Annotated in this window: 20 protein-coding genes; 13 read left to right on the top strand and 7 right to left on the bottom strand. The window is 70.5% G+C overall.

Translation table 11 applies throughout. From position 1 onward, the window contains the following. Positions 1-97 precede the first annotated feature (97 nt). Positions 98-760, bottom strand: coding sequence for a PH domain-containing protein (locus ACN20J_RS30835; protein ID WP_419667284.1), 663 nt, complete (start codon positions 758-760; stop codon positions 98-100). A 296-nt stretch (positions 761-1,056) separates the two neighbouring features. Here ACN20J_RS30835 and deoC point away from each other — a divergent pair, with 296 nt between their 5' ends. From deoC to ACN20J_RS30820, 3 genes are read left to right on the top strand one after another with little or no spacing between them, the layout of a single operon-like run. Then, positions 1,057-2,013 carry a deoxyribose-phosphate aldolase gene (deoC, locus tag ACN20J_RS30830; protein WP_189838408.1) on the top strand — a complete coding sequence of 319 codons (957 nt, stop codon included), beginning with the start codon at positions 1,057-1,059 and terminating at the stop codon, positions 2,011-2,013. A 5-nt stretch (positions 2,014-2,018) separates the two neighbouring features. Next, positions 2,019-3,455, top strand: a complete 1,437-nt coding sequence (locus ACN20J_RS30825) for an aldehyde dehydrogenase family protein (RefSeq protein ID WP_189837310.1) — start codon at positions 2,019-2,021, stop codon at positions 3,453-3,455. Continuing rightward, positions 3,448-4,383, top strand: coding sequence for an aldehyde dehydrogenase family protein (locus ACN20J_RS30820; protein ID WP_419667283.1), 936 nt, complete (start codon positions 3,448-3,450; stop codon positions 4,381-4,383). Before ACN20J_RS30825 ends, ACN20J_RS30820 begins: the two co-directional genes overlap by 8 nt. A 134-nt stretch (positions 4,384-4,517) precedes the next feature. Here ACN20J_RS30820 and ACN20J_RS30815 read toward each other — a convergent pair whose 3' ends face one another. Beyond that, the gene (locus ACN20J_RS30815; protein ID WP_189837308.1) at positions 4,518-4,919 is read right to left on the bottom strand and encodes a hypothetical protein; all 402 of its coding nucleotides are present in this window, start codon (positions 4,917-4,919) and stop codon (positions 4,518-4,520) included. A gap of 127 nt (positions 4,920-5,046) precedes the next feature. Between ACN20J_RS30815 and ACN20J_RS30810 the strand changes: the two genes are divergently transcribed. Beyond that, the gene (locus ACN20J_RS30810) at positions 5,047-5,706 is read left to right on the top strand and encodes a uridine kinase (protein ID WP_419667282.1); all 660 of its coding nucleotides are present in this window, start codon (positions 5,047-5,049) and stop codon (positions 5,704-5,706) included. Positions 5,707-5,975: 269 nt separating this feature from the next. Here the strand turns inward: ACN20J_RS30810 and ACN20J_RS30805 are convergent, their stop codons facing one another. Then, on the bottom strand, positions 5,976-6,734 hold the full coding sequence (locus ACN20J_RS30805; protein ID WP_189837306.1) for a SigE family RNA polymerase sigma factor: 759 nt from the start codon (positions 6,732-6,734) through the stop codon (positions 5,976-5,978). 275 nt (positions 6,735-7,009) lie between these two features. Here ACN20J_RS30805 and afsQ1 point away from each other — a divergent pair, with 275 nt between their 5' ends. From afsQ1 to ACN20J_RS30780, 5 genes are all read left to right on the top strand, one after another. Further along, the gene (gene afsQ1, locus ACN20J_RS30800) at positions 7,010-7,687 is read left to right on the top strand and encodes a two-component system response regulator AfsQ1 (RefSeq protein ID WP_055611283.1); all 678 of its coding nucleotides are present in this window, start codon (positions 7,010-7,012) and stop codon (positions 7,685-7,687) included. Then, positions 7,684-9,267: a sensor histidine kinase gene (locus tag ACN20J_RS30795; RefSeq protein ID WP_189837305.1), complete on the top strand. Its 1,584-nt coding sequence runs from the start codon at positions 7,684-7,686 to the stop codon at positions 9,265-9,267. The genes afsQ1 and ACN20J_RS30795 overlap by 4 nt, the downstream gene beginning before the upstream one ends. Next, positions 9,267-9,935 carry a hypothetical protein gene (locus ACN20J_RS30790; RefSeq protein WP_246575244.1) on the top strand — a complete coding sequence of 223 codons (669 nt, stop codon included), beginning with the start codon at positions 9,267-9,269 and terminating at the stop codon, positions 9,933-9,935. The genes ACN20J_RS30795 and ACN20J_RS30790 overlap by 1 nt, the downstream gene beginning before the upstream one ends. Before the next feature lie 125 nt (positions 9,936-10,060). Beyond that, positions 10,061-10,630 (top strand): VanZ family protein, encoded by a 570-nt coding sequence (locus tag ACN20J_RS30785; protein WP_189837304.1) that lies wholly within the window; start codon positions 10,061-10,063, stop codon positions 10,628-10,630. 94 nt (positions 10,631-10,724) lie between these two features. Then, positions 10,725-10,928 carry a PspC domain-containing protein gene (locus ACN20J_RS30780; protein ID WP_143644509.1) on the top strand — a complete coding sequence of 68 codons (204 nt, stop codon included), beginning with the start codon at positions 10,725-10,727 and terminating at the stop codon, positions 10,926-10,928. A gap of 83 nt (positions 10,929-11,011) precedes the next feature. On the opposite strand, the gene ACN20J_RS30775 is transcribed toward ACN20J_RS30780, so the two are convergent. Together ACN20J_RS30775 and ACN20J_RS30770 are read right to left on the bottom strand one after the other, a co-directional pair. Then, on the bottom strand, positions 11,012-11,374 hold the full coding sequence (locus ACN20J_RS30775) for an ATP-binding protein (protein WP_189837303.1): 363 nt from the start codon (positions 11,372-11,374) through the stop codon (positions 11,012-11,014). A 125-nt stretch (positions 11,375-11,499) separates the two neighbouring features. Then, positions 11,500-12,654 (bottom strand): adenosine deaminase, encoded by a 1,155-nt coding sequence (locus ACN20J_RS30770; RefSeq protein WP_190229608.1) that lies wholly within the window; start codon positions 12,652-12,654, stop codon positions 11,500-11,502. Positions 12,655-12,767: 113 nt separating this feature from the next. Here ACN20J_RS30770 and ACN20J_RS30765 point away from each other — a divergent pair, with 113 nt between their 5' ends. Beyond that, entirely contained in the window at positions 12,768-13,529 is a 762-nt protein-coding gene (locus ACN20J_RS30765; RefSeq protein ID WP_189837301.1) for an alpha/beta hydrolase, read from the top strand. A gap of 104 nt (positions 13,530-13,633) precedes the next feature. Here the strand turns inward: ACN20J_RS30765 and ACN20J_RS30760 are convergent, their stop codons facing one another. Continuing rightward, positions 13,634-14,584, bottom strand: coding sequence for a LysR family transcriptional regulator (locus tag ACN20J_RS30760; protein WP_189837300.1), 951 nt, complete (start codon positions 14,582-14,584; stop codon positions 13,634-13,636). A gap of 65 nt (positions 14,585-14,649) precedes the next feature. On the opposite strand from ACN20J_RS30760, the gene ACN20J_RS30755 reads away from it, so the two are divergent. Next, entirely contained in the window at positions 14,650-15,987 is a 1,338-nt protein-coding gene (locus ACN20J_RS30755; RefSeq protein ID WP_361916887.1) for an MFS transporter, read from the top strand. 184 nt (positions 15,988-16,171) lie between these two features. Next, positions 16,172-17,179, top strand: coding sequence for a sigma-70 family RNA polymerase sigma factor (locus tag ACN20J_RS30750; RefSeq protein ID WP_190229606.1), 1,008 nt, complete (start codon positions 16,172-16,174; stop codon positions 17,177-17,179). Here the strand turns inward: ACN20J_RS30750 and ACN20J_RS30745 are convergent. Next, positions 17,072-17,458: an STAS domain-containing protein gene (locus tag ACN20J_RS30745; protein WP_079052821.1), complete on the bottom strand. Its 387-nt coding sequence runs from the start codon at positions 17,456-17,458 to the stop codon at positions 17,072-17,074. The genes ACN20J_RS30750 and ACN20J_RS30745 overlap by 108 nt on opposite strands. A gap of 190 nt (positions 17,459-17,648) precedes the next feature. Here ACN20J_RS30745 and ACN20J_RS30740 point away from each other — a divergent pair, with 190 nt between their 5' ends. After that, positions 17,649-18,569, top strand: a complete 921-nt coding sequence (locus ACN20J_RS30740) for an AEC family transporter (RefSeq protein ID WP_189837297.1) — start codon at positions 17,649-17,651, stop codon at positions 18,567-18,569. The last annotated feature ends 58 nt before the right edge of the window (positions 18,570-18,627 follow it).

The raw sequence follows: 18,627 nt of genomic DNA, 5'->3' as shown, positions 1-18,627 counted from the left end.
GATCACGAGAGAGCGGGAGAGAGCAGGAGCGCGATCTCGACGGCCTCACCCCGGCAACCTCGCCGGGCCGGCCGACGTCAGCCGACTTCACCCTGCCTCAGCCGATGGCCAGCAGAATCGCCAGCAGGACGGCCCCCGCCGCCGCGGGCGCCACGATCTCGTACGCCCACCGCACCGAGACCTCGCCCTGCGCCCGCGGATCCTTGCCCCGGGCCTCCAGCAGCTCGCGCAGCTCCTCCATGATCTGGTCGCCCGCGGAGCGCACAGGTCCGGTGGCCACCGCCGCGGCATGCTGCTGACCGCCACGGGCCGCCGCCGCGGCCCCGCGGGCCTCCCCGCGCGCCTCTCGCCGCGCCGCCCGCTTGCGGCCCCGCAGCGAGACGGGCACGGCCCACACCTGGTACTTGGCGCCGGCCTTGTCGAGCACCTCGTTCGAGTAGCCCGACCGGAACGACTCGACCGTCACCCAGGGCAGCGCGATCACCCGGAAGGGGTTACGGATGCGCAGCCGCTGCTCGTTGGCGTACACGGCCGGCCGCACGGTGAACGCGAGCACCAGCGGAACCAGAAAAAGCAACGCGGCCAGCGCCACCCACGGCGCCCGCCCCTCACCCGTGACCAGCGCATCGATCCCGAGCCACCCCGCGATCGCGAGCAACAGCACCCCACCCGCGATACCGGAGGGCGACCGATAGACCCGATCCTTGAACTGAGGATCCGGCGTCTCCGGCACGGTCGGCTGCTGGTCGGGCGTCGTCATACCCCGATTCTGCCCGACGCCACCGAGGATCGATTTCCAGCCCCTCCCACACTCGGCATCCCAGCTCCGTCGCACGGCTTCCAGCCCCGTCGGCACATGCCCTTTCAGCCCCTCCGCCGGGTATTTCAGCCCCTCCGGCGTTTGAGGAGCGGGGGTTCGGGGGCGGAGCCCCCGAGAAAGTGACGGGATCGGGTAGGGGCGGCGGGGGCGAAATCCCAACCCCCACCCACCCGCACCCCCACCCATCCCCAGGGCTGTACAGCCGCTACGCGCGTAGATATGCTCGTCTGGTGACCATGCCCACCACTGCACCCGCAGCACACGCACTCACAGACGTGACCGCGTCCGACAGCACACTGCGCCGCTTCCTCCACGGTCTCCCCGGCGTGGACGCGGTCGGCCTGGAGGCCCGCGCCGCCTCCCTCGGCACTCGTTCCATCAAGACCACCGCGAAGGCGTACGCCATCGACCTCGCGATCTCGATGGTCGACCTGACGACGCTGGAAGGCGCGGACACCCCGGGCAAGGTCCGGGCGCTCGGCGCCAAGGCCGTCCGCCCCGACCCCACGGACCGCACGGCCCCGTCGACAGCCGCCGTCTGCGTCTATCCCGACATGGTGGCCACCGCCAAGGAGGCCGTCGCCGGCTCCGGCGTGAAGGTCGCCTCGGTCGCCACCGCCTTCCCGGCCGGCCGCGCCGCGCTGGACGTGAAGCTGGCCGACGTGCGGGACGCCGTCGCCGCGGGCGCCGACGAGATCGACATGGTCATCGACCGCGGAGCGTTCCTCGGCGGCAACTACGCGAAGGTGTACGAGGAGATCGTCGCCGTGAAGGAGGCCTCCGGGGCGGCCCGCCTCAAGGTCATCTTCGAGACGGGCGAGCTGTCGACGTACGACAACATCCGCCGCGCGAGCTGGCTCGGCATGCTGGCGGGGGCGGACTTCATCAAGACGTCCACCGGCAAGGTCGCCGTCAACGCCACTCCCGCGAACACCCTGTTGATGCTGGAGGCGGTCCGCGACTTCCGCGCGCAGACCGGCGTGCAGGTCGGCGTGAAGCCCGCGGGCGGTATCCGTACCAGCAAGGACGCCATCAAGTTCCTGGTCGTGGTCAACGAGACCGCGGGCGAGGACTGGCTGGACAACCACTGGTTCCGCTTCGGCGCGTCCTCGCTCCTGAACGATCTGCTGATGCAGCGGCAGAAGCTGGCCACCGGCCGTTACTCCGGCCCCGACTACGTGACGGTGGACTGATCCACATGGCATCCGCATTTGAGTACGCACCGGCTCCCGAGTCCCGCTCGGTCGTCGACATCGCGCCTTCCTACGGCCTGTTCATCGACGGCGAGTTCGTGGAGGCGGCGGACGGCAAGGTCTTCAAGACCGTCTCCCCCTCCACCGAAGAGGTCCTCTCCGAGATCGCCCAGGCGGGCGAGGCGGACGTCGACCGCGCGGTGAAGGCGGCCCGCAGGGCCTTCGGGAAGTGGTCCGCGCTCCCCGGTTCCGAGCGCGCCAAGTACCTCTTCCGCATCGCCCGCATCATCCAGGAGCGCAGCCGCGAACTGGCCGTCCTGGAGACGCTGGACAACGGCAAGCCGATCAAGGAGACCCGCGACGCGGACCTCCCCCTGGTCGCCGCGCACTTCTTCTACTACGCGGGCTGGGCCGACAAGCTCGACCACGCGGGCTTCGGCGCGAACCCCCGTCCGCTGGGCGTCGCGGGCCAGGTCATCCCCTGGAACTTCCCGCTCCTGATGCTGGCGTGGAAGATCGCCCCGGCGCTGGCGACCGGCAACACGGTCGTCCTGAAGCCCGCCGAGACGACCCCCCTCTCCGCCCTCTTCTTCGCGGACATCTGCCGCCAGGCGGGCCTGCCCAAGGGCGTCGTCAACATCCTTCCGGGATACGGCGACACGGGCGCGGCACTCGTCGAGCACCCGGACGTGAACAAGGTGGCCTTCACCGGCTCCACGGCCGTAGGCAAGGCGATCGCGCGCCAGGTGGCGGGCACCAGGAAGAAGGTCACGCTCGAACTGGGCGGCAAGGGCGCGAACATCGTCTTCGACGACGCCCCCATCGACCAGGCCGTCGAGGGCATCGTCTCCGGCATCTTCTTCAACCAGGGCCAGGTCTGCTGCGCGGGCTCCCGCCTCCTCGTCCAGGAGTCGATCCAGGACGAGTTGCTGGACTCCCTGAAGCGGCGCCTGTCGACCCTGCGCCTCGGCGACCCGCTCGACAAGAACACGGACATCGGCGCGATCAACTCCGCCGAGCAGCTCTCGCGCATCACCTCCCTCGTCGAGCAGGGCGAGGCAGAGGGCGCCGAGCGCTGGTCCCCGGCCTGTGAACTCCCCTCCTCCGGCTACTGGTTCGCCCCGACGCTCTTCACGAACGTCACCCAGGCGCACACCATCGCCCGCGACGAGATCTTCGGCCCGGTCCTGTCCGTCCTCTCCTTCCGCACGCCCGACGAGGCGGTCGCCAAGGCCAACAACAGCCAGTACGGCCTCTCCGCGGGCATCTGGACGGAGAAGGGCTCCCGGATCCTGGCCGTCGCGAACAAGCTGCGCGCGGGCGTGATCTGGTCCAACACGTTCAACAAGTTCGACCCCACGTCACCGTTCGGCGGTTACAAGGAGTCGGGCTTCGGCCGCGAGGGCGGCCGTCACGGCCTGGAGGCGTACCTCGATGTCTGAGAAGCCCAAGAACACCGAGAAGCCCAAGAACACCGAAAAGGCGGAGCAGCAGCGCCTGAGCGTCTTCAAGACCTACAAGCTGTACGTCGGGGGCAAGTTCCCCCGCAGCGAGAGCGGCCGGGTGTACGAGGTGACGGACTCCAAGGGCGAGTGGCTGGCCAACGCGCCGCTCTCCTCCCGCAAGGACGCCCGTGACGCGGTCGTCGCCGCCCGCAAGGCCTTCGGCGGCTGGTCCGGCGCGACGGCGTACAACCGCGGCCAGGTCCTCTACCGCGTCGCGGAGATGCTGGAGGGCCGCAGGGACCAGTTCGTACGAGAGGTCGCGGACTCGGAGGGACTCTCGAAGTCCAAGGCCGCGGTGGTCGTCGACGCGGCGATCGACCGCTGGGTCTGGTACGCGGGCTGGACCGACAAGATCGCCCAGGTCGTGGGCGGCGGCAACCCGGTCGCGGGCCCGTACTTCAACCTCTCCACCCCCGAGCCGACGGGTGTGGTGACGGTCCTGGCACCCCAGGAGTCGTCGTTCCTCGGGCTGGTCTCGGTGATCGCCCCGGTGATCGCGACCGGCAACACGGTGATCGTGATCGCGAGCGAGAACTCCCCCCTCCCGGCGCTGTCACTGGGCGAGGTGCTGGCCACCTCCGACGTTCCGGGCGGGGTCGTCAACATCCTCTCCGGGAAGACGGCGGAGATCGCGACCCCGCTGGCCGCGCACCAGGACGTCAACGCGATCGACCTGGCGGGCGCGGACGACGTACTCGCGAAGGAACTGGAGGTCGCGGCCGCGGACAACCTCAAGCGGGTCATCCGTCCACAGGCTGTGGATTACTTTGCGGCACCGGGCATCGAGCGCCTCACCGCCTTCCTCGAAACGAAGACGGTCTGGCACCCGACGGGCGCACTGGGCGCCTCCGGCTCGTCCTACTGACGGCCACCGCGTCCGCCGTACCGACGGCGGGCGCCGAAGACGGGAGAGCCGCGCTTCCCCACCGTCCGGGGGAGGCGCGGCTCTCTCTTCGGCCTTCGCACGACTCGCCGTCGCACTGCGGGGAGTTGTACGGCTCAGTGCAGCAGGCCCGTCACCTGTCCCAGTACCGGAACGGCGCCCAGCGACTGGGCCTGGGCGACCGGGGCCGTCAGCATGGTCGTGGCCAGCGGCGGGAAGTCGGCGACCTGGGTGGCGAGCCCGTTGTCGAGGGGGTCGACACCCGTGCCGGCCAGCGGGTTGGGCTTCAGACCGGCGACCGGGCCGGTCACGTAACCGACGGTCCCAGTCAGGGCCTGGACGCCCGCCTGCGGGTTGACGTTGCCCAGCGAGGTGGGCCGGGTGCGGACCACGTCGACGACGGGTTCGGTGTCCGCGGCCGCCGAGGTCGCTCCCACGCCCACCGCGATGCCCGCGGTCGTGAGGGCCAGCAACGCGCGCCGGGCGGTCGGGTTCTGGTAGGCCGGGAATCGTGCCATGACTGCTGCCACCTTCTGCTGCGCAAAGTAATCAGGTCGACACGAAGGGTAGTTGAGGTGTGATGCCCGTTCCAAAGGCGACCCGCGGGGTCGGCCGGGGGCGCTCGATGCGTCAGACTGGTGTCTCGTGAGTTCACATCTCCCGAATTCCGCGACAACCGCCCGCGTCGTGCTGCTGTGCGGCCCCTCGGGCTCCGGCAAGTCCCTGGTCGCGGCCCACTCCGGCCTTCCGGTCCTGCGGCTCGACGACTTCTACAAAGAGGGCGACGACCCGACACTGCCGCAGGTGGCGGGGAGTTCGGACATCGACTGGGACCACCCGCTGTCCTGGGACGCGGACGCCGCCGTCGCGGCGATATCGGAGCTGTGCCGGACGGGACGTACGAACGTTCCGATGTACGACATCTCCCTCAGCGCGCGTACGGGCGAGGAGACCGTGGACATCGCGGGGGCGTCCGCCTTCATCGCGGAGGGCATCTTCGCCGCGGAGATCGTGGCGCGGTGCCGTGAGGCCGGGGTGCTGGCCGACGCGCTGTGCCTGAACCGGGGAGCGGTGGCCACGTTCCGGCGGCGGTTCCTGCGGGATCTGCGGGAGGGGCGCAAGTCCGTGCCGTTCCTGCTGCGTCGCGGCTGGCGGCTGATGCGGGCCGAGCGGTCGATCGTGACCCGGCAGGCCGCGCTCGGCGCGCACCCCTGCGACAAGGACGAGGCCCTGGACCGGCTGGCCGCCGCGTCCGCCGGACACTCCCCGGCACCACGCCCGACGACTCCGCAACAAGCGCCGTAGCGGGCACCGCGACAAGCGCGCACACGAATACGCACGCGACGGCACACACCTCGGCACATGCGTCGGCGCAGGCATCGGCGCACACGAAAGAAGGCCCAGTCAGACCCCCCGGTCTGCCTGGACCCGCTCTCGTTTTCCCCCGTGGTCCCCCGTGACCCCGTTGGTTCCCCCCGGTACTGCTCCCCCGTGCTGTCCGCCGCCTCCCCCCGGAGTGACGAACACCCTGCCCGCTACCTCCCCCCGGAGTGACGGGCATCCCCCCACACCCTTCAGGCGACAAGCTCCCCGAAGGACTCTTCCTCGTCACGGCCGAAGCTGAGGACCTGGTCCTCGCGCAGCCGGCGGAGCGACCGCCAGATGCTGGACTTCACCGTGCCGACACTGATGTCGAGGATCTCCGCGATCTCCGGGTCCGTGCGGCCCTCGTAGTAACGGAGGACCAGCATGGTGCGCTGGAGTTCGGGCAGCCGGGCCAGCGCCTGCCACAGGACGGCGCGCAGCTCGGTGCCGCGCATCGCGTCCGTGTCGCCGGCCGTCTCCGGCAGCTCCTCGGTCGGGTACTCGTTCAGCTTGCGGCGACGCCACGCGCTGATGTGCAGATTGGTCATGGTGCGGCGGAGGTAGCCCCCGACCGCGGCCTTGTCGCTGATCCGGTCCCACGCCCGGTAGGTCGAGAACAACGCGCTCTGCAGCAGGTCCTCGGCCTCGAAGCGGTCACCGGTCAGGTGGTAGGCGGTTGCGTACAGGGAGGCGCGGCGTTCCTGGACGTAGGCGGTGAACTCCGCCTCCGACACCGAGCGACGCTCCCCCGTGACCTCCCCGTACGCTGCCCCCGTTCCCCCGTGGGCAACCCCCGTACCGCTTCCCCCCGCATGTGCGTCAACCACCGTCATGTACCCGGTGTGCTGACGCCCGGTGCCGCGAGCGCACCCCCGCCCGCTCACGGCACCGGACTTCTCCGTGCTCCTCGTGACGTCGTGGAGCCGCGTGACAACTGCGCCAGTACTGGTGCTGTGCAGCGTGTTCATCTCGCGCCCCCCGTCGTGGAGTTCCGGTTCTTCGGTACTTCGCTGTGGTGCTTCCTTGCCTGTGACCAAAAGCTTGCCGGGGCCACTTCATGACGGTGTCCGCCGACTGTCACAGACCTGTCACAGGGGCTTGCCCCAGCCGGCCCACAGACCGATCACAGAGAAGCGTCGTACGGCTACTCATCCGGCACACGGACCCCCACTCGTACGCGGGACATGTGTGGGAGCGCTCCAACAGTCGATACACGCCCATGTCATGGGACAGAATGACGTCCGTGCCTTCCCTGTTGCTGATCGAGGACGACGACGCCATCCGGACGGCCCTGGAGCTCTCTCTGACGCGCCAGGGACACCGGGTGGCCACCGCTGCCACCGGCGAGGACGGTCTGAAGCTGTTGCGCGAGCAACGGCCCGATCTGATCGTCCTCGATGTGATGCTGCCGGGCATCGACGGATTCGAGGTGTGCCGCCGCATCCGGCGTACGGACCAGCTGCCGATCATTCTGCTGACCGCGCGCAGTGACGACATCGACGTGGTGGTCGGGCTGGAGTCCGGCGCCGACGACTACGTGGTGAAACCCGTGCAGGGGCGTGTGCTCGACGCCCGTATCCGGGCCGTGCTGCGCCGCGGCGAGCGCGAGGCGAACGACGCGGCGACCTTCGGTTCGCTGGTCATCGACCGTGCGGCGATGACCGTGACGAAGAACGGCGAGGATCTGCAGCTGACGCCCACCGAGCTGCGGCTGCTCCTGGAACTGAGCCGGCGGCCGGGGCAGGCGCTGTCCCGGCAGCAGTTGCTGCGGCTGGTGTGGGAGCACGACTACCTCGGCGACTCACGGCTCGTCGACGCGTGTGTGCAGCGGCTGCGCGCGAAGGTGGAGGACGTGCCGTCCTCCCCCACCCTGATCCGTACGGTTCGGGGAGTCGGCTACCGGCTGGACAGTCCTCAGTGACAAAACCGCAGGACAAGCTCCGCGGCTGGGCCGCGGCGCGCAAGACGATACTGGCGGGTCTGCGCTTCACGAGCCTGCGGCTGCGTCTGGTCGTGGTGTTCGGGCTCGTCGCGCTCACCGCCGCCGTGTCGGCGTCCGGGATCGCGTACTGGCTGAACCGCGAGGCGGTGCTCACCCGTACGCAGGACGCGGTGCTCGGCGACTTCCAGCAGGCGATGCAGACCCGCGCCAGCGCGCTGCGGCCGCATCCCACGCAGGGCGAACTGCAGCGCGCCGCCGGGCAGATGGCGAACAGCAGCCAGCGCTTCAGCGTGCTGCTGATCGCCGAGGACGAGAGCGGCAGGACGGTCCGCGGGAACTCCGACCTGGACACCTTCACGCTGGAGGACGTACCGAAGTCCCTCCAGAAGGCGGTGAACAAGGAGCAGGAGATCTCCTCGAACAACAAGTACACGTACCACCTGTACTGGCAGCGGATAGTCCAGGGCGACAAGCCGTATCTCGTGGGCGGCGCGAAGGTGATCGGCGGCGGGCCCACCGGATACATGCTCAAGTCGCTGGAGCCGGAGGCGAAGGACCTCAACTCCCTGGCCTGGTCGCTGGGGATCGCGACCGGGCTGGCGCTGATCGGCTCGGCGCTGCTCGCGCAGGCCGCCGCGACGACCGTACTGAAGCCGGTGCACCGGCTGGGCACCGCGGCCCGGCGGCTCGGCGAGGGCAAGCTGGACACCCGGCTGCGGGTGTCGGGCACGGACGAACTCGCGGATCTGTCACGGACGTTCAACCGCACGGCGGAGTCGCTGGAGAAACGGGTCGAGGACATGAGCGCCCGTGAGCAGGCGTCCCGGCGGTTCGTGGCGGACATGTCGCACGAGCTGCGGACGCCGCTGACCGCGATCACGGCCGTGACCGAGGTGCTGGAGGAGGAGCTCGACGCGGAGACCGGCAGCGTCGACCCGATGATCGAGCCCGCCGTCCGGCTCGTCGTCAGCGAGACCCGGCGGCTGAACAACCTCGTGGAGAACCTCATGGAGGTGACCCGCTTCGACGCGGGCACGGCCCGGCTCGTCCTCGACAACGTCGACATCGTGGACCAGATCACCGCGTGCATCGACGCGCGGGCCTGGCTGGACGCGGTGGACCTGGACGCCGAGCGCGGTCTCATGGCGCGCGTCGACCCGCGCCGGCTGGACGTGATCATGGCGAACCTCATCGGCAACGCCCTCAAGCACGGCGGCTCCCCGGTGCGCGTGAGCGTGCGCGACGAGGGCAACGACCTGGTCATCGAGGTCCAGGACCACGGTCCCGGCATCCCCGAGGACGTCCTGCCGCACGTCTTCGACCGCTTCTACAAGGCGAGCGCCTCCCGGCCGCGTTCGGAGGGCAGCGGCCTCGGCCTGTCGATCGCCCTGGAGAACGCCCATATCCACGGCGGCGAGATCACCGCGGCCAACTCGCCCAAGGGCGGCGCGGTCTTCACCCTGCGTCTGCCGCGCGACGCCTCGGAGGTCGAGGACCCCGACAACCCCGCGGGCCCGGGTGCGGCCGTCGCCGACGACCGCACCGAGAGGGGCGCGTGATGTCCGAACGCCACACATGGGGCGTACGCCGGACGCGTGCGGCCCACGAAGGGCGCGTACGCGTGACGCGTGCGGCTCGTCTCGCGCTCGCCGTGCCGTTGCTCGCCGTGACGCTCGCCGGGTGCGGGATCCGGGCGACGGAGGTGCCGACCGACTTCGGTCCCGCGCCCTCCCGGGTGCCGTGCACGCTCAACGAGCCCGACATCGGTACGCAGTCCTCGCGCGGGATCCTCGTCCAGGTCTTCCTGCTCTGCTCCTCGCAGCTGGCGCCGGTGGACCGGACCGTGCGCATCGAGGCCGGGCCCGCGGCGACGGACCGTGTACGGGCCGCTCAGGCGCTCCTGGACGAGCTCTCCGAGTCCCCGTCGGACGCCGAGAAGCAGGCGAACTACACGACGGACGTGCCGCAGGGCCTCACGGTGAGCGGCCCGGGCCGCGGCGAACCGGACGACACGCTGCGCCTGAGCACCCCGCCCGCGGATCTGACGCCGTACGCGCTGGCCCAGGTCATCTGCACGTTCAGCGACTCGGCGGCCGCCTCGGACGGCGACTCGGTGACGCTCGGCGGGCCCGGCACGGACGCCCCGCGCCGGTACGAGTGCACGGAGTCGGTGCGCTCCCGCCCCGGCTCGGAGACCCCGCCGCAGACGGAGGCCGAGGGGGCCTGAGCCCTCCCGGGAAGCCCTCGGCCGGGCCCGGGCCGGACCCCGTCTGTGGCGCACGCCTCACCCGTGCGGGCCAAGCGCCGCCGTCACACGGAACCGATCCTGCCGGTGGCCGCGTCTTGGGGATCGTGCAGCGTCAAGGCTCGAACGGCAGCAGCGCCGTGATCCGCGTTCGTGCGGCGGGGGGTGTCCTCCTCGTCGCACATCTCGCGCTTGTTGCCTGGGTGACGCTGCGGCCCCTGGACGTGCCGTGGGTGAGCGCCGCGAATCTGCGTCCGTTCGCGAGCATCCGGGCCGATCTGGCGCTGGGCCCCGAGGCCGCCGCCCGCAACATCGGCAAGGGCCTGCTGCTGCTCGCCCCGCTCGGAGTGCTGCTGCCACTGGCGGGCGGCAGGCTCGCCGTCTCCCCGCTGCTGTCCCTGATGCGTACGGTCGCCGCCGGCGCCCTGCTCTCACTGGGCATCGAGCTCCTGCAGACCGGGGTGCCCGGACAGGTCGTGGACGTCGACTCGCTGCTCCTGAACACCGTGGGCGTGGCGCTGGCCCATGTCGCCGTGGTGCCCGGCGCCCGGGCCGTACTGCGCCGCCGGGCGGCGACCCGGCGCCAGGTCGCCGCCGCCCTCCGCCGCAAGCAGGCGGCCGAGGAGGCGACTCAGGGTCGGACCCCGACGATTCCCAGGGTCGGGATCGCCCCCTAGAGCGACGCTTTGCACCCTTCGTCTCCGTAGCGTTGACGACAGATGAGGCAGCCACACGGGAGGCCTCGGACCGACGCTCACGAAGGAGCCGTTCATGAACCGCCTTGCCCGCCCCACCAACGGCCGGATGATCGGCGGAGTGTGCGCAGCGCTGGCTCGGCGCTTCGGCACCTCCGCGACCACGATGCGGGTGATCTTCCTGGTGTCCTGCCTGCTGCCGGGCCCGCAGTTCCTGCTCTACATAGCGCTGTGGATCCTCTTCCCCTCCGAGGGCAAGGCGGCGCGTACGGCCTGGTGACGCACCAGTACGAACGCCGATGGGGCGCACCCGGTCCGGGTGCGCCCCATCGGCGCGAAAGGGGTGGCGCTCAGGTGCCGGACTCAGCCCAGCGGAATCCCGTTCACCGGCAGGCCGTGCGTGGGCAGGCCCTGGAGCGGCAGGCCCCCGAGCAGACCGGCGACCGGCGCGGCCGGACCCTCGGCGAGGAGGTTCGCGACGGCCGGCTGGGCGGCGGCGAGGCCACTGCCGAGCGCGTTCTGACCCTGGGCGAGCGACTCGCCCGAGCCGGGCAGGGTCTTGGTGACCCCGTCCACCGGCAGCACGCTGGAGACGGTGGAGAGCGCCGAGGTGGCGTCCGGGACCGCAGGCGCGGCAGGGGCCGCGTTGGCAGCACCCGCGCCGGCGGCGGCGAAGGCGGCACCGAGAGCGGCGACACCGAGGGTCTTGGCAGCAGACTGCTTCATCTTCGTCCTTGCATGCTGTGACGGGGATTTGAGCGGTCCGAAACGGTAATCACGTGCGAGCTCGCCCCGCAAACATCGAAAAGCGGCCGAGTCGTCATCACCCGGCCGCTTCCCGTCCTTCTTCGTCAGCCCTCTTCGCGCACAGAACCGCTGGTGGAAGCGGTCTGCTGGAACAGCCATTCGGACTTCAGCTCGGCATAACCGGGCTTGATGACGTCATTGATCATGGCCAGTCGTTCATCGAAAGGAATGAATGCTGATTTCATCGCATTGACTGTGAACCACTGCATGTCGTCGAGCGAATAGCCGAAAGCGTCGACAAGGTGCTCGAATTCCCGGGTCATGCTGGTGCCGGACATCAGACGGTTGTCGGTGTTCACCGTCGCCCGGAAGTGCAGCCGCCGCAGCAGCCCGATGGGGTGCTCGGCGTACGAGTCGGCGGCGCCCGTCTGGAGGTTGGAACTGGGGCACAGCTCCAGCGGGATGCGCTTGTCGCGTACGTACGAGGCGAGGCGGCCGAGCTTCACCGAGCCGTCCTCGTGGACCTGGATGTCGTCGATGATGCGCACGCCGTGGCCGAGCCGGTCGGCGCCGCACCACTGGAGGGCCTGCCAGATGGACGGGAGCCCGAAGGCCTCGCCCGCGTGGATCGTGAAGTGGTTGTTCTCCCGCTTCAGATACTCGAAGGCGTCCAGGTGCCGGGTGGGCGGGAAGCCCGCCTCCGCGCCCGCGATGTCGAAGCCGACGACACCCAGGTCGCGGTAGCGGTTGGCGAGTTCGGCGATCTCCAGGGAACGGGCCGCGTGCCGCATGGCGGTCAGCAGGGCGCCGACACGGATTCGGTGGCCGTTCTCGCGGGCCAGCCGCTCGCCCTCCCGGAAGCCCTCGTTGACGGCCTCGACGACCTCTTCGAGGGTGAGCCCGGCTTCGAGGTGCTGCTCGGGCGCGTACCGCACCTCGGCGTAGACGACGCCGTCCTCGGCGAGGTCCTCGGCGCACTCGGCGGCCACGCGGACGAGCGCCTCGCGGGTCTGCATGACGGCACAGGTGTGCGCGAAGGTCTCCAAGTACCGCTCCAGGGAACCGGAGTCGGCGGCCTCGCGGAACCAGACGCCGAGCTTGTCGGGATCCGTCTCGGGGAGGTTTTTATAGCCCGACTCGCGGGCCAGGTCGACGATCGTCCCGGGGCGCAGGCCACCGTCGAGGTGATCGTGCAGCAGGACCTTCGGCGCCCGGCGGATCTGCTCCGAGCTCGGGTTGTTCTTGGTCTGGCTCGTCATCTCCGCACTCTACCGCCTACGCGCGTAGATCTCCTGTTGGGCGGAACCGTCGATACGCAACGGTGACCGTGCGGACGGATGGCGTACACCATCGCTTCTGACACTGTTCTGTCATGGCACAGCAAGCGACGCCGGTTCGCACGGCCCGGCTCGGGCGGGCACTCGGAACGGAACCGACGGCGGTGAGCGGCGTGGTGCTGCTGCTGCCGGGCGGCGAGGAGGCCTCGGCCCGCAGACCCTCACCGATGCTGGCGACCGCGTCCGTACGGGCGTTGGGGCGCCGGCTGACCCGCGCCGGGCGGGACGACGGCCTGGTCGTGCACGTGGTGCACTACCGGTTCCGGGGCTGGAACGGCACGCAGGCGGATCAGGCGCGGGACGCCTCGTGGGCCGCCGACGAGGTCGTACGGCGGTACGGGGACGTTCCCGTGTGTCTCGCGGGCGTGGACATGGGCGGACGGGCCGCCCTGCACTCGGGCGGGCACTCCGCCGTCAACTCCGTGCTGGCGTTGTCCCCTTGGCTGCCCGAGGAGGATGTCGCCGCACCGCCCGAACCGGTGAAGCAGCTTGTGGGGCGGCGGGTGCTGATCGTGCACGGCACGAACGACGAGCGGACCGATCCCGAGTTGTCGTTCCGGCTGGCGTCCCGGGCGAAGAAGGCGAACCGGGATGTGTGTCGGTTCGAGGTGCATTCCGACGGGCATGCGTTGCACGCCTTTCGGGACGAGGTGTACGCGCTGGCCGAGGATTTCGTGATGGGGGCGTTGTTCGGGCGGGCTTTCGCCCGGCCCGTGGAGGACGCGCTCGCGGCTCCGCCTCCTTTGGGGTTGCGGATGCCGCTTGCTTCTGGGTTTGGGCGGTCTCTTCGGCGTTAGTTGCCCGGGGTGTGGTGGGTGCGGGTCGGTCGGGGCTTGGCTGCGCGGTTCCCCGCGCCCCTGAAAGAAGGCGTGCCCTCGTGGGGCTCAGCCGAGAAGCGACCTCAGTCGGGGAGCAAGGTGCCCCTCTTGGACAGTAGGAACTTCTTGAAGGCCGCCACGGGAGGCGTGTCGGGGTGGCCGTCCAGCCATGCCACGCCGATTTCTCTTGCCGCTCTTGGAGCCGTGACCGTCAGTTCCACAACTCCTGGGCGGGGTACGGCCGGTGGAGGCAGGAGGGCCACTCCCAGGCCCGCCGCCACCAGGCCCCGGAGGGTCTCCGCCTCCTCGCCCTCGAAGGCGACCCGGGGGCGGAAGCCCGCCTGTTGGCAGAGGTCGTCGGTGATGCGGCGGAGGCCGTAGCCGGGTTCCAGGGTGACGAAGGTTTCGTCGGCGGCCTCGGCCAGGCGGATGCGGCGGCGGGAGGCGAGCCGATGGTCCGCGGGGACGACCAGGCGGAGTTTCTGCTCGTCCAGGCGGCGGGCGACGAGGTCGGGGGCGTCCGGGACGGGGGACGTGAGGCAGAGGTCCAGTTCGCCGGAGCGCAGGCGTTCGATCATCGCCTCGCCGTAGTTCTGGACGAGGCTGAAGCGGACGCGGGGGTGGTCGGCGCGGAAGGCGCGGATCAGGCCGGGGACCGTCTCGGAGCCCATGGTGTGCAGGAAGCCGAAGGCGACCTTGCCGGTGGCCGGGTCGGCGTCGGCGCGCACCTCGTCGGCGGCCCGCTCGATCTCGGCGAGGGCCCGTTCGACGGAGGACAGGAAGGTGCGGCCGGCGGGAGTGAGTGAGACCGTGCGGCCCCGGCGGGCGAACAGGTCCACGCCCAGGTCGTGTTCGAGGCGGACCATCGCCCGGGACAGGGTCGACTGCGGGACCTGCATCTCCTGCGCGGCCCGCGTGACGTGCTCGGTGCGGGCGACCCCGGCGAAGTACGCGAGGCGTGGGGCGAGGATCGCGACGATGTCTTCTGTGTCACTGGACGGTGACAGGTGAGGCTCTGACCTCTGCTGATGCATCACGGGAACGATTATGATGATTCCATGCATTGGACGGATGAGCGGGACGGTTTTAGGTTCGAAGCATGCCTTCCGCAAGTACCGGGGCGTCCACGATCGTGGACGCCTCCGCAGCCACCGCCGTTCGTACCGAAGCCGCTCCCGCCCCGGCCACTTCCACCGGGGCCGCTCCCCTCGACGTCGTTCCCGCCGATTCCCGTATGGCCCCCGGCGGGCCCGGCTATCGCCGGATGAGCTTCGCGCTCTTCCTCGCGGGTGTCGCGACCTTCGCGCTTCTCTACTCCACCCAGGCCCTTCTGCCGCTGATCTCCGGCGACTTCGGGGTCACGGCGAGCACGGCGAGCTGGACGGTGTCCGCGGCGACCGGAGCGCTGGCGCTGTTCGTCCTGCCGCTGAGCGCGCTCTCGGAGCGGTTCGGACGGCGTACGTTGATGACGGTGTCCCTGGCGATCGCGGTGGCCGTCGGACTGCTGGTGCCCTTCGCCCCGTCGGTCGGCTGGCTGGTCGCGCTGCGGGCCGTGCAGGGTGCGGCGCTGGCCGGGCTGCCGGTCTCGGCTATGGCCTATCTCGCGGAGGAAGTACGGCCGAAGGCTCTGATCACCGCGATCGGTCTGTTCGTCGCGGGCAACAGCGTCGGCGGGATGAGCGGCCGGGTCATCACCGGCTGGGTCGCGCAGGAGTGGGGCTGGCGGGTCGCCCTCGGGGTCATCGGGCTGATCGCGGTGGGCTGCGCGGTGGCCTTCCGGCTGCTGCTCCCGGCGCCGAAGCACTTCAAGGCCGGTTCGCTGCGGCCCGCGGTGCTGGTCCGCACGGTCCGCGGTCACCTCGCGAACCCGCTGCTGTGCAGGCTGTACGCGATCGGCGCGCTGTTCATGACGGTGTTCGGCGCCGTCTACACGGTGATCGGCTACCGCCTCACGGACGCCCCGTTCTCGCTGCCGCAGGGCATCATCGGCTCGATCTTCCTCGTCTACCTGGTCGGCACGGTCTCGGCGTCGACCGCCGGGAAGCTGGTGGCACGGCTCGGCCGGCGCGGCGCGCTGTATCTGGCGGGCGGTACGACGACCGCGGGGCTGCTGGTCTCGCTGGCCGACTCCCTGCCGCTGATCCTGCTCGGCCTGGTCCTGATCACCGCAGGCTTCTTCGCGGGGCACGCGGTCGCCTCCTCCTCGGTCAGCCACACCGCCAAGGAGGGGCGCGCGCAGGCCTCCGCCCTCTACCAGTCCGCCTACTACCTGGGCTCCAGCGCGGGCGGCACGCTCGGCGCGGTCGCCTTCCACGCCGGCGGCTGGGCCGGGACGGTGGCGCTCGGTCTGCTGGCGGTCCTCGGGGTCGTGACGATCACGGTGGTCGGGTCGCACGCGGCCCGGACGCAGCGGCGGCTGGTGGCCGTGCATCGCTGACACACGGCGGCATGGCGCGTCGACTTTCGAACGAACGGGTGCAGGTCGGGACATTAACTGTCCTGACCTGCACCTTTTGCATCTCGGGGGGCCATTGTCAGTGGGCTGCGGTAGCTTCCGAAGTGCCGGCATCGCAAAGAGGCGGTGAAGGTGACGACGAACATGCCACAGGGGTGGGTTGGCCATGAGCGACGGAACGGCGACGGTGGAGGATCTCGACGTCCGCCTCGAGAAGCACCGGGTCGAGTTGACGGGGTACTGCTACCGCATGCTCGGCTCGTCCTTCGAGGCGGAGGACGCGGTCCAGGACACGCTCGTGCGCGCCTGGAGAAGCTACGACAAGTTCGAGGGCCGCTCCTCGATGCGCTCGTGGCTGTACCGGATCGCGACGAACGTGTGCCTGGACATGCTGTCGGCGGGGAACAAGCGGGCCCGCCCGATGGATCTGACGGAATCGACACCGCTCACACAGGCGGCGCTGAATCCGCGCCCCGACCACACCTGGCTGGAGCCGATGCCTGACGCGCGTGTGCTGCCCGTGGTCGAGGACCCTGCCGAGGCCGCCGTCGCCAAGGAGTCGGTGCGCCTCGCCTTCATGGCCACCCTGCAGCAACTGCCCCCCAAGCAGCGGGCCGTGCTCATCCTGCGCGAGGTGCTGGCCTGGAAGGCGAGCGAGGTCGCCGAGCTGCTCGGCACCACGGTCGCCTCGGTCAACAGCGCGCTCCAGCGGGCCCGTGCGACGCTCGCCGAGAGCGACGGCGCCGCGGCCCGGGCCGCCACCTCCGACCCGCTCGACGAGGAGCAGCAGAAGCTCCTGGAACGCTATGTGGCGGCCTTCGAGGGGTACGACATGACGGCCCTGACGGCTCTCCTGCACGAGGACGCCGTGATGACGATGCCGCCGTTCGACCTGTGGCTGTCCGGCCCCGAGGACATCACGGGCTTCATGACGACCCTCGGCGCGCCCTGTGCGAACTCGCATCTGGTGCCGGTCGCGGTGAACGGCCTGCCGGGCTTCGCCCAGTACAAGCCGGACCCGGAGAAGGGCGGTTACACGGCGTGGGCCGTGCAGGTCCTGGAGACCTCAGAGGGCCGGATCACCGGGTTCCACTGCTTCCTCGACACGCAGAGGTGGTTCCCGCTGTTCGGGCTGCCCCTCGACCTCGAAGGGGATGCCGACAAGACCGAGTAGCGCACGCAGGGCGGGGTCCGGGTCGCGCAGTCTGATCCGCCCCCCGGCGCGACGGGCGGCGAGCTGCATCCTGGCGAGCGCGTCGACGGTGGTCAGACCTGGTGGTCCGAGACCGGCGACATCGCAGACCAGGACGCCGGCTCTGCTGCTTTCGAGCCGTGCGCGCACGTCGTCGCAGAGCCTCGGCACCTCGTCTCGGGTGACGGGGCCGGGCAGTACGAGTACAGCAGGTGTCATGGCGTCCACGTGCGGTAGACCGGCGGGCGGCGCGGAACTCATCGCTGCGTGCTCACCGAGCACGAAGTTCAGGTAGCGCAAGGTCACATTGACCTGGGCATGGCCTACCCAAGAGGGTTCGGTGTATGCCCCACGAATTGGCGCCCCTCCGCCTGCCCGCACCGCGCCCCGACCGAATACGCGACCGCCTCCGCGCGGCCCCCGGCCACCCCCGGGAGCTCGGGGAGGTGCCGTGCAGGGGGTGCTGAACGGCTTCGCGGTGATCGCCGTCGTCATCGGCGTCGGCTATCTGATCGGCCGCCGCGGCCATCTCGGGGAGAACGGCCGGGAGGTGCTGACCAAGCTCGCGTTCCACGTGGCCACCCCCGCGCTCCTGTTCACCACGCTCGCACAGGCCGACCTGTCGGTGATCCTCTCCGACCGGCTGCTGGTGACGGCGATCAGTACGTTCGCGGTGGCCGGGGTGTTCGTCGCGGTCGGTGCGGTTCGCCGCTGGGGCGTGGGCCGTACGACGATCGGCGCGCTGTGCTCCAGTTACGTCAACGCGGGCAATCTCGGCATCCCGATCGCGGTGTACGTACTGGGCGACGCCTCACTCGTGGCCCCCGTGCTCCTCTTCCAGCAGATCGTGATGACCCCGGTGGCCCTGACGGTCCTCGACCTCTCCGGCCCGGGCGAGAAGACCTCCCTGTGGCGGCGGGTGACCACTCCGATCCGCAACCCCGTCGGCATCGGCTCCCTGTCCGGCGTAGCGGTCTCGGCATCCGGCCTGACGGTCCCGGGCCCGGTCCTCGACCCGCTCACCCTGATCGGCAACATGTCGGTCCCGGCCGTCCTCCTGGCCTTCGGCATCTCCCTCTGCGGCAGCACGATGCCCGGTCGCGGCCCCGACCGAACCCCGGTCCTTCTCTCCGTAGCCCTGAAATCGGTGGGCCAGCCCCTGGCAGCCTGGGCCCTTGCGGCAGGCGTCTTCGGCCTCCGCGGCGCCCCCCTGCTCGACGTGGTGGTCACCTCGGCCCTACCGGCCGCCCAGAACCTCTTCACGTACGCGTCCCGCTACCGGGTCGGCGAGGTACTGGCCCGCGAGTCGATCCTGCTGTCGACGATGGTGGCGGTGCCTGTGCTCGTGGTGGTGGCGGCGACCCTCGGCTGAGGCCGGGCCCGGTCCTGGTGAACAGACGAAGGGGACCGGCGACGGACGCCGGTCCCCT

The sequence above is a fragment of the Streptomyces sp. 2-1 genome (assembly GCF_048564895.1).
GTDB classification, from domain to species: Bacteria; Actinomycetota; Actinomycetes; order Streptomycetales; family Streptomycetaceae; genus Streptomyces; species Streptomyces phaeochromogenes.
This window is presented reverse-complemented; position numbering and strand designations above follow the sequence as displayed.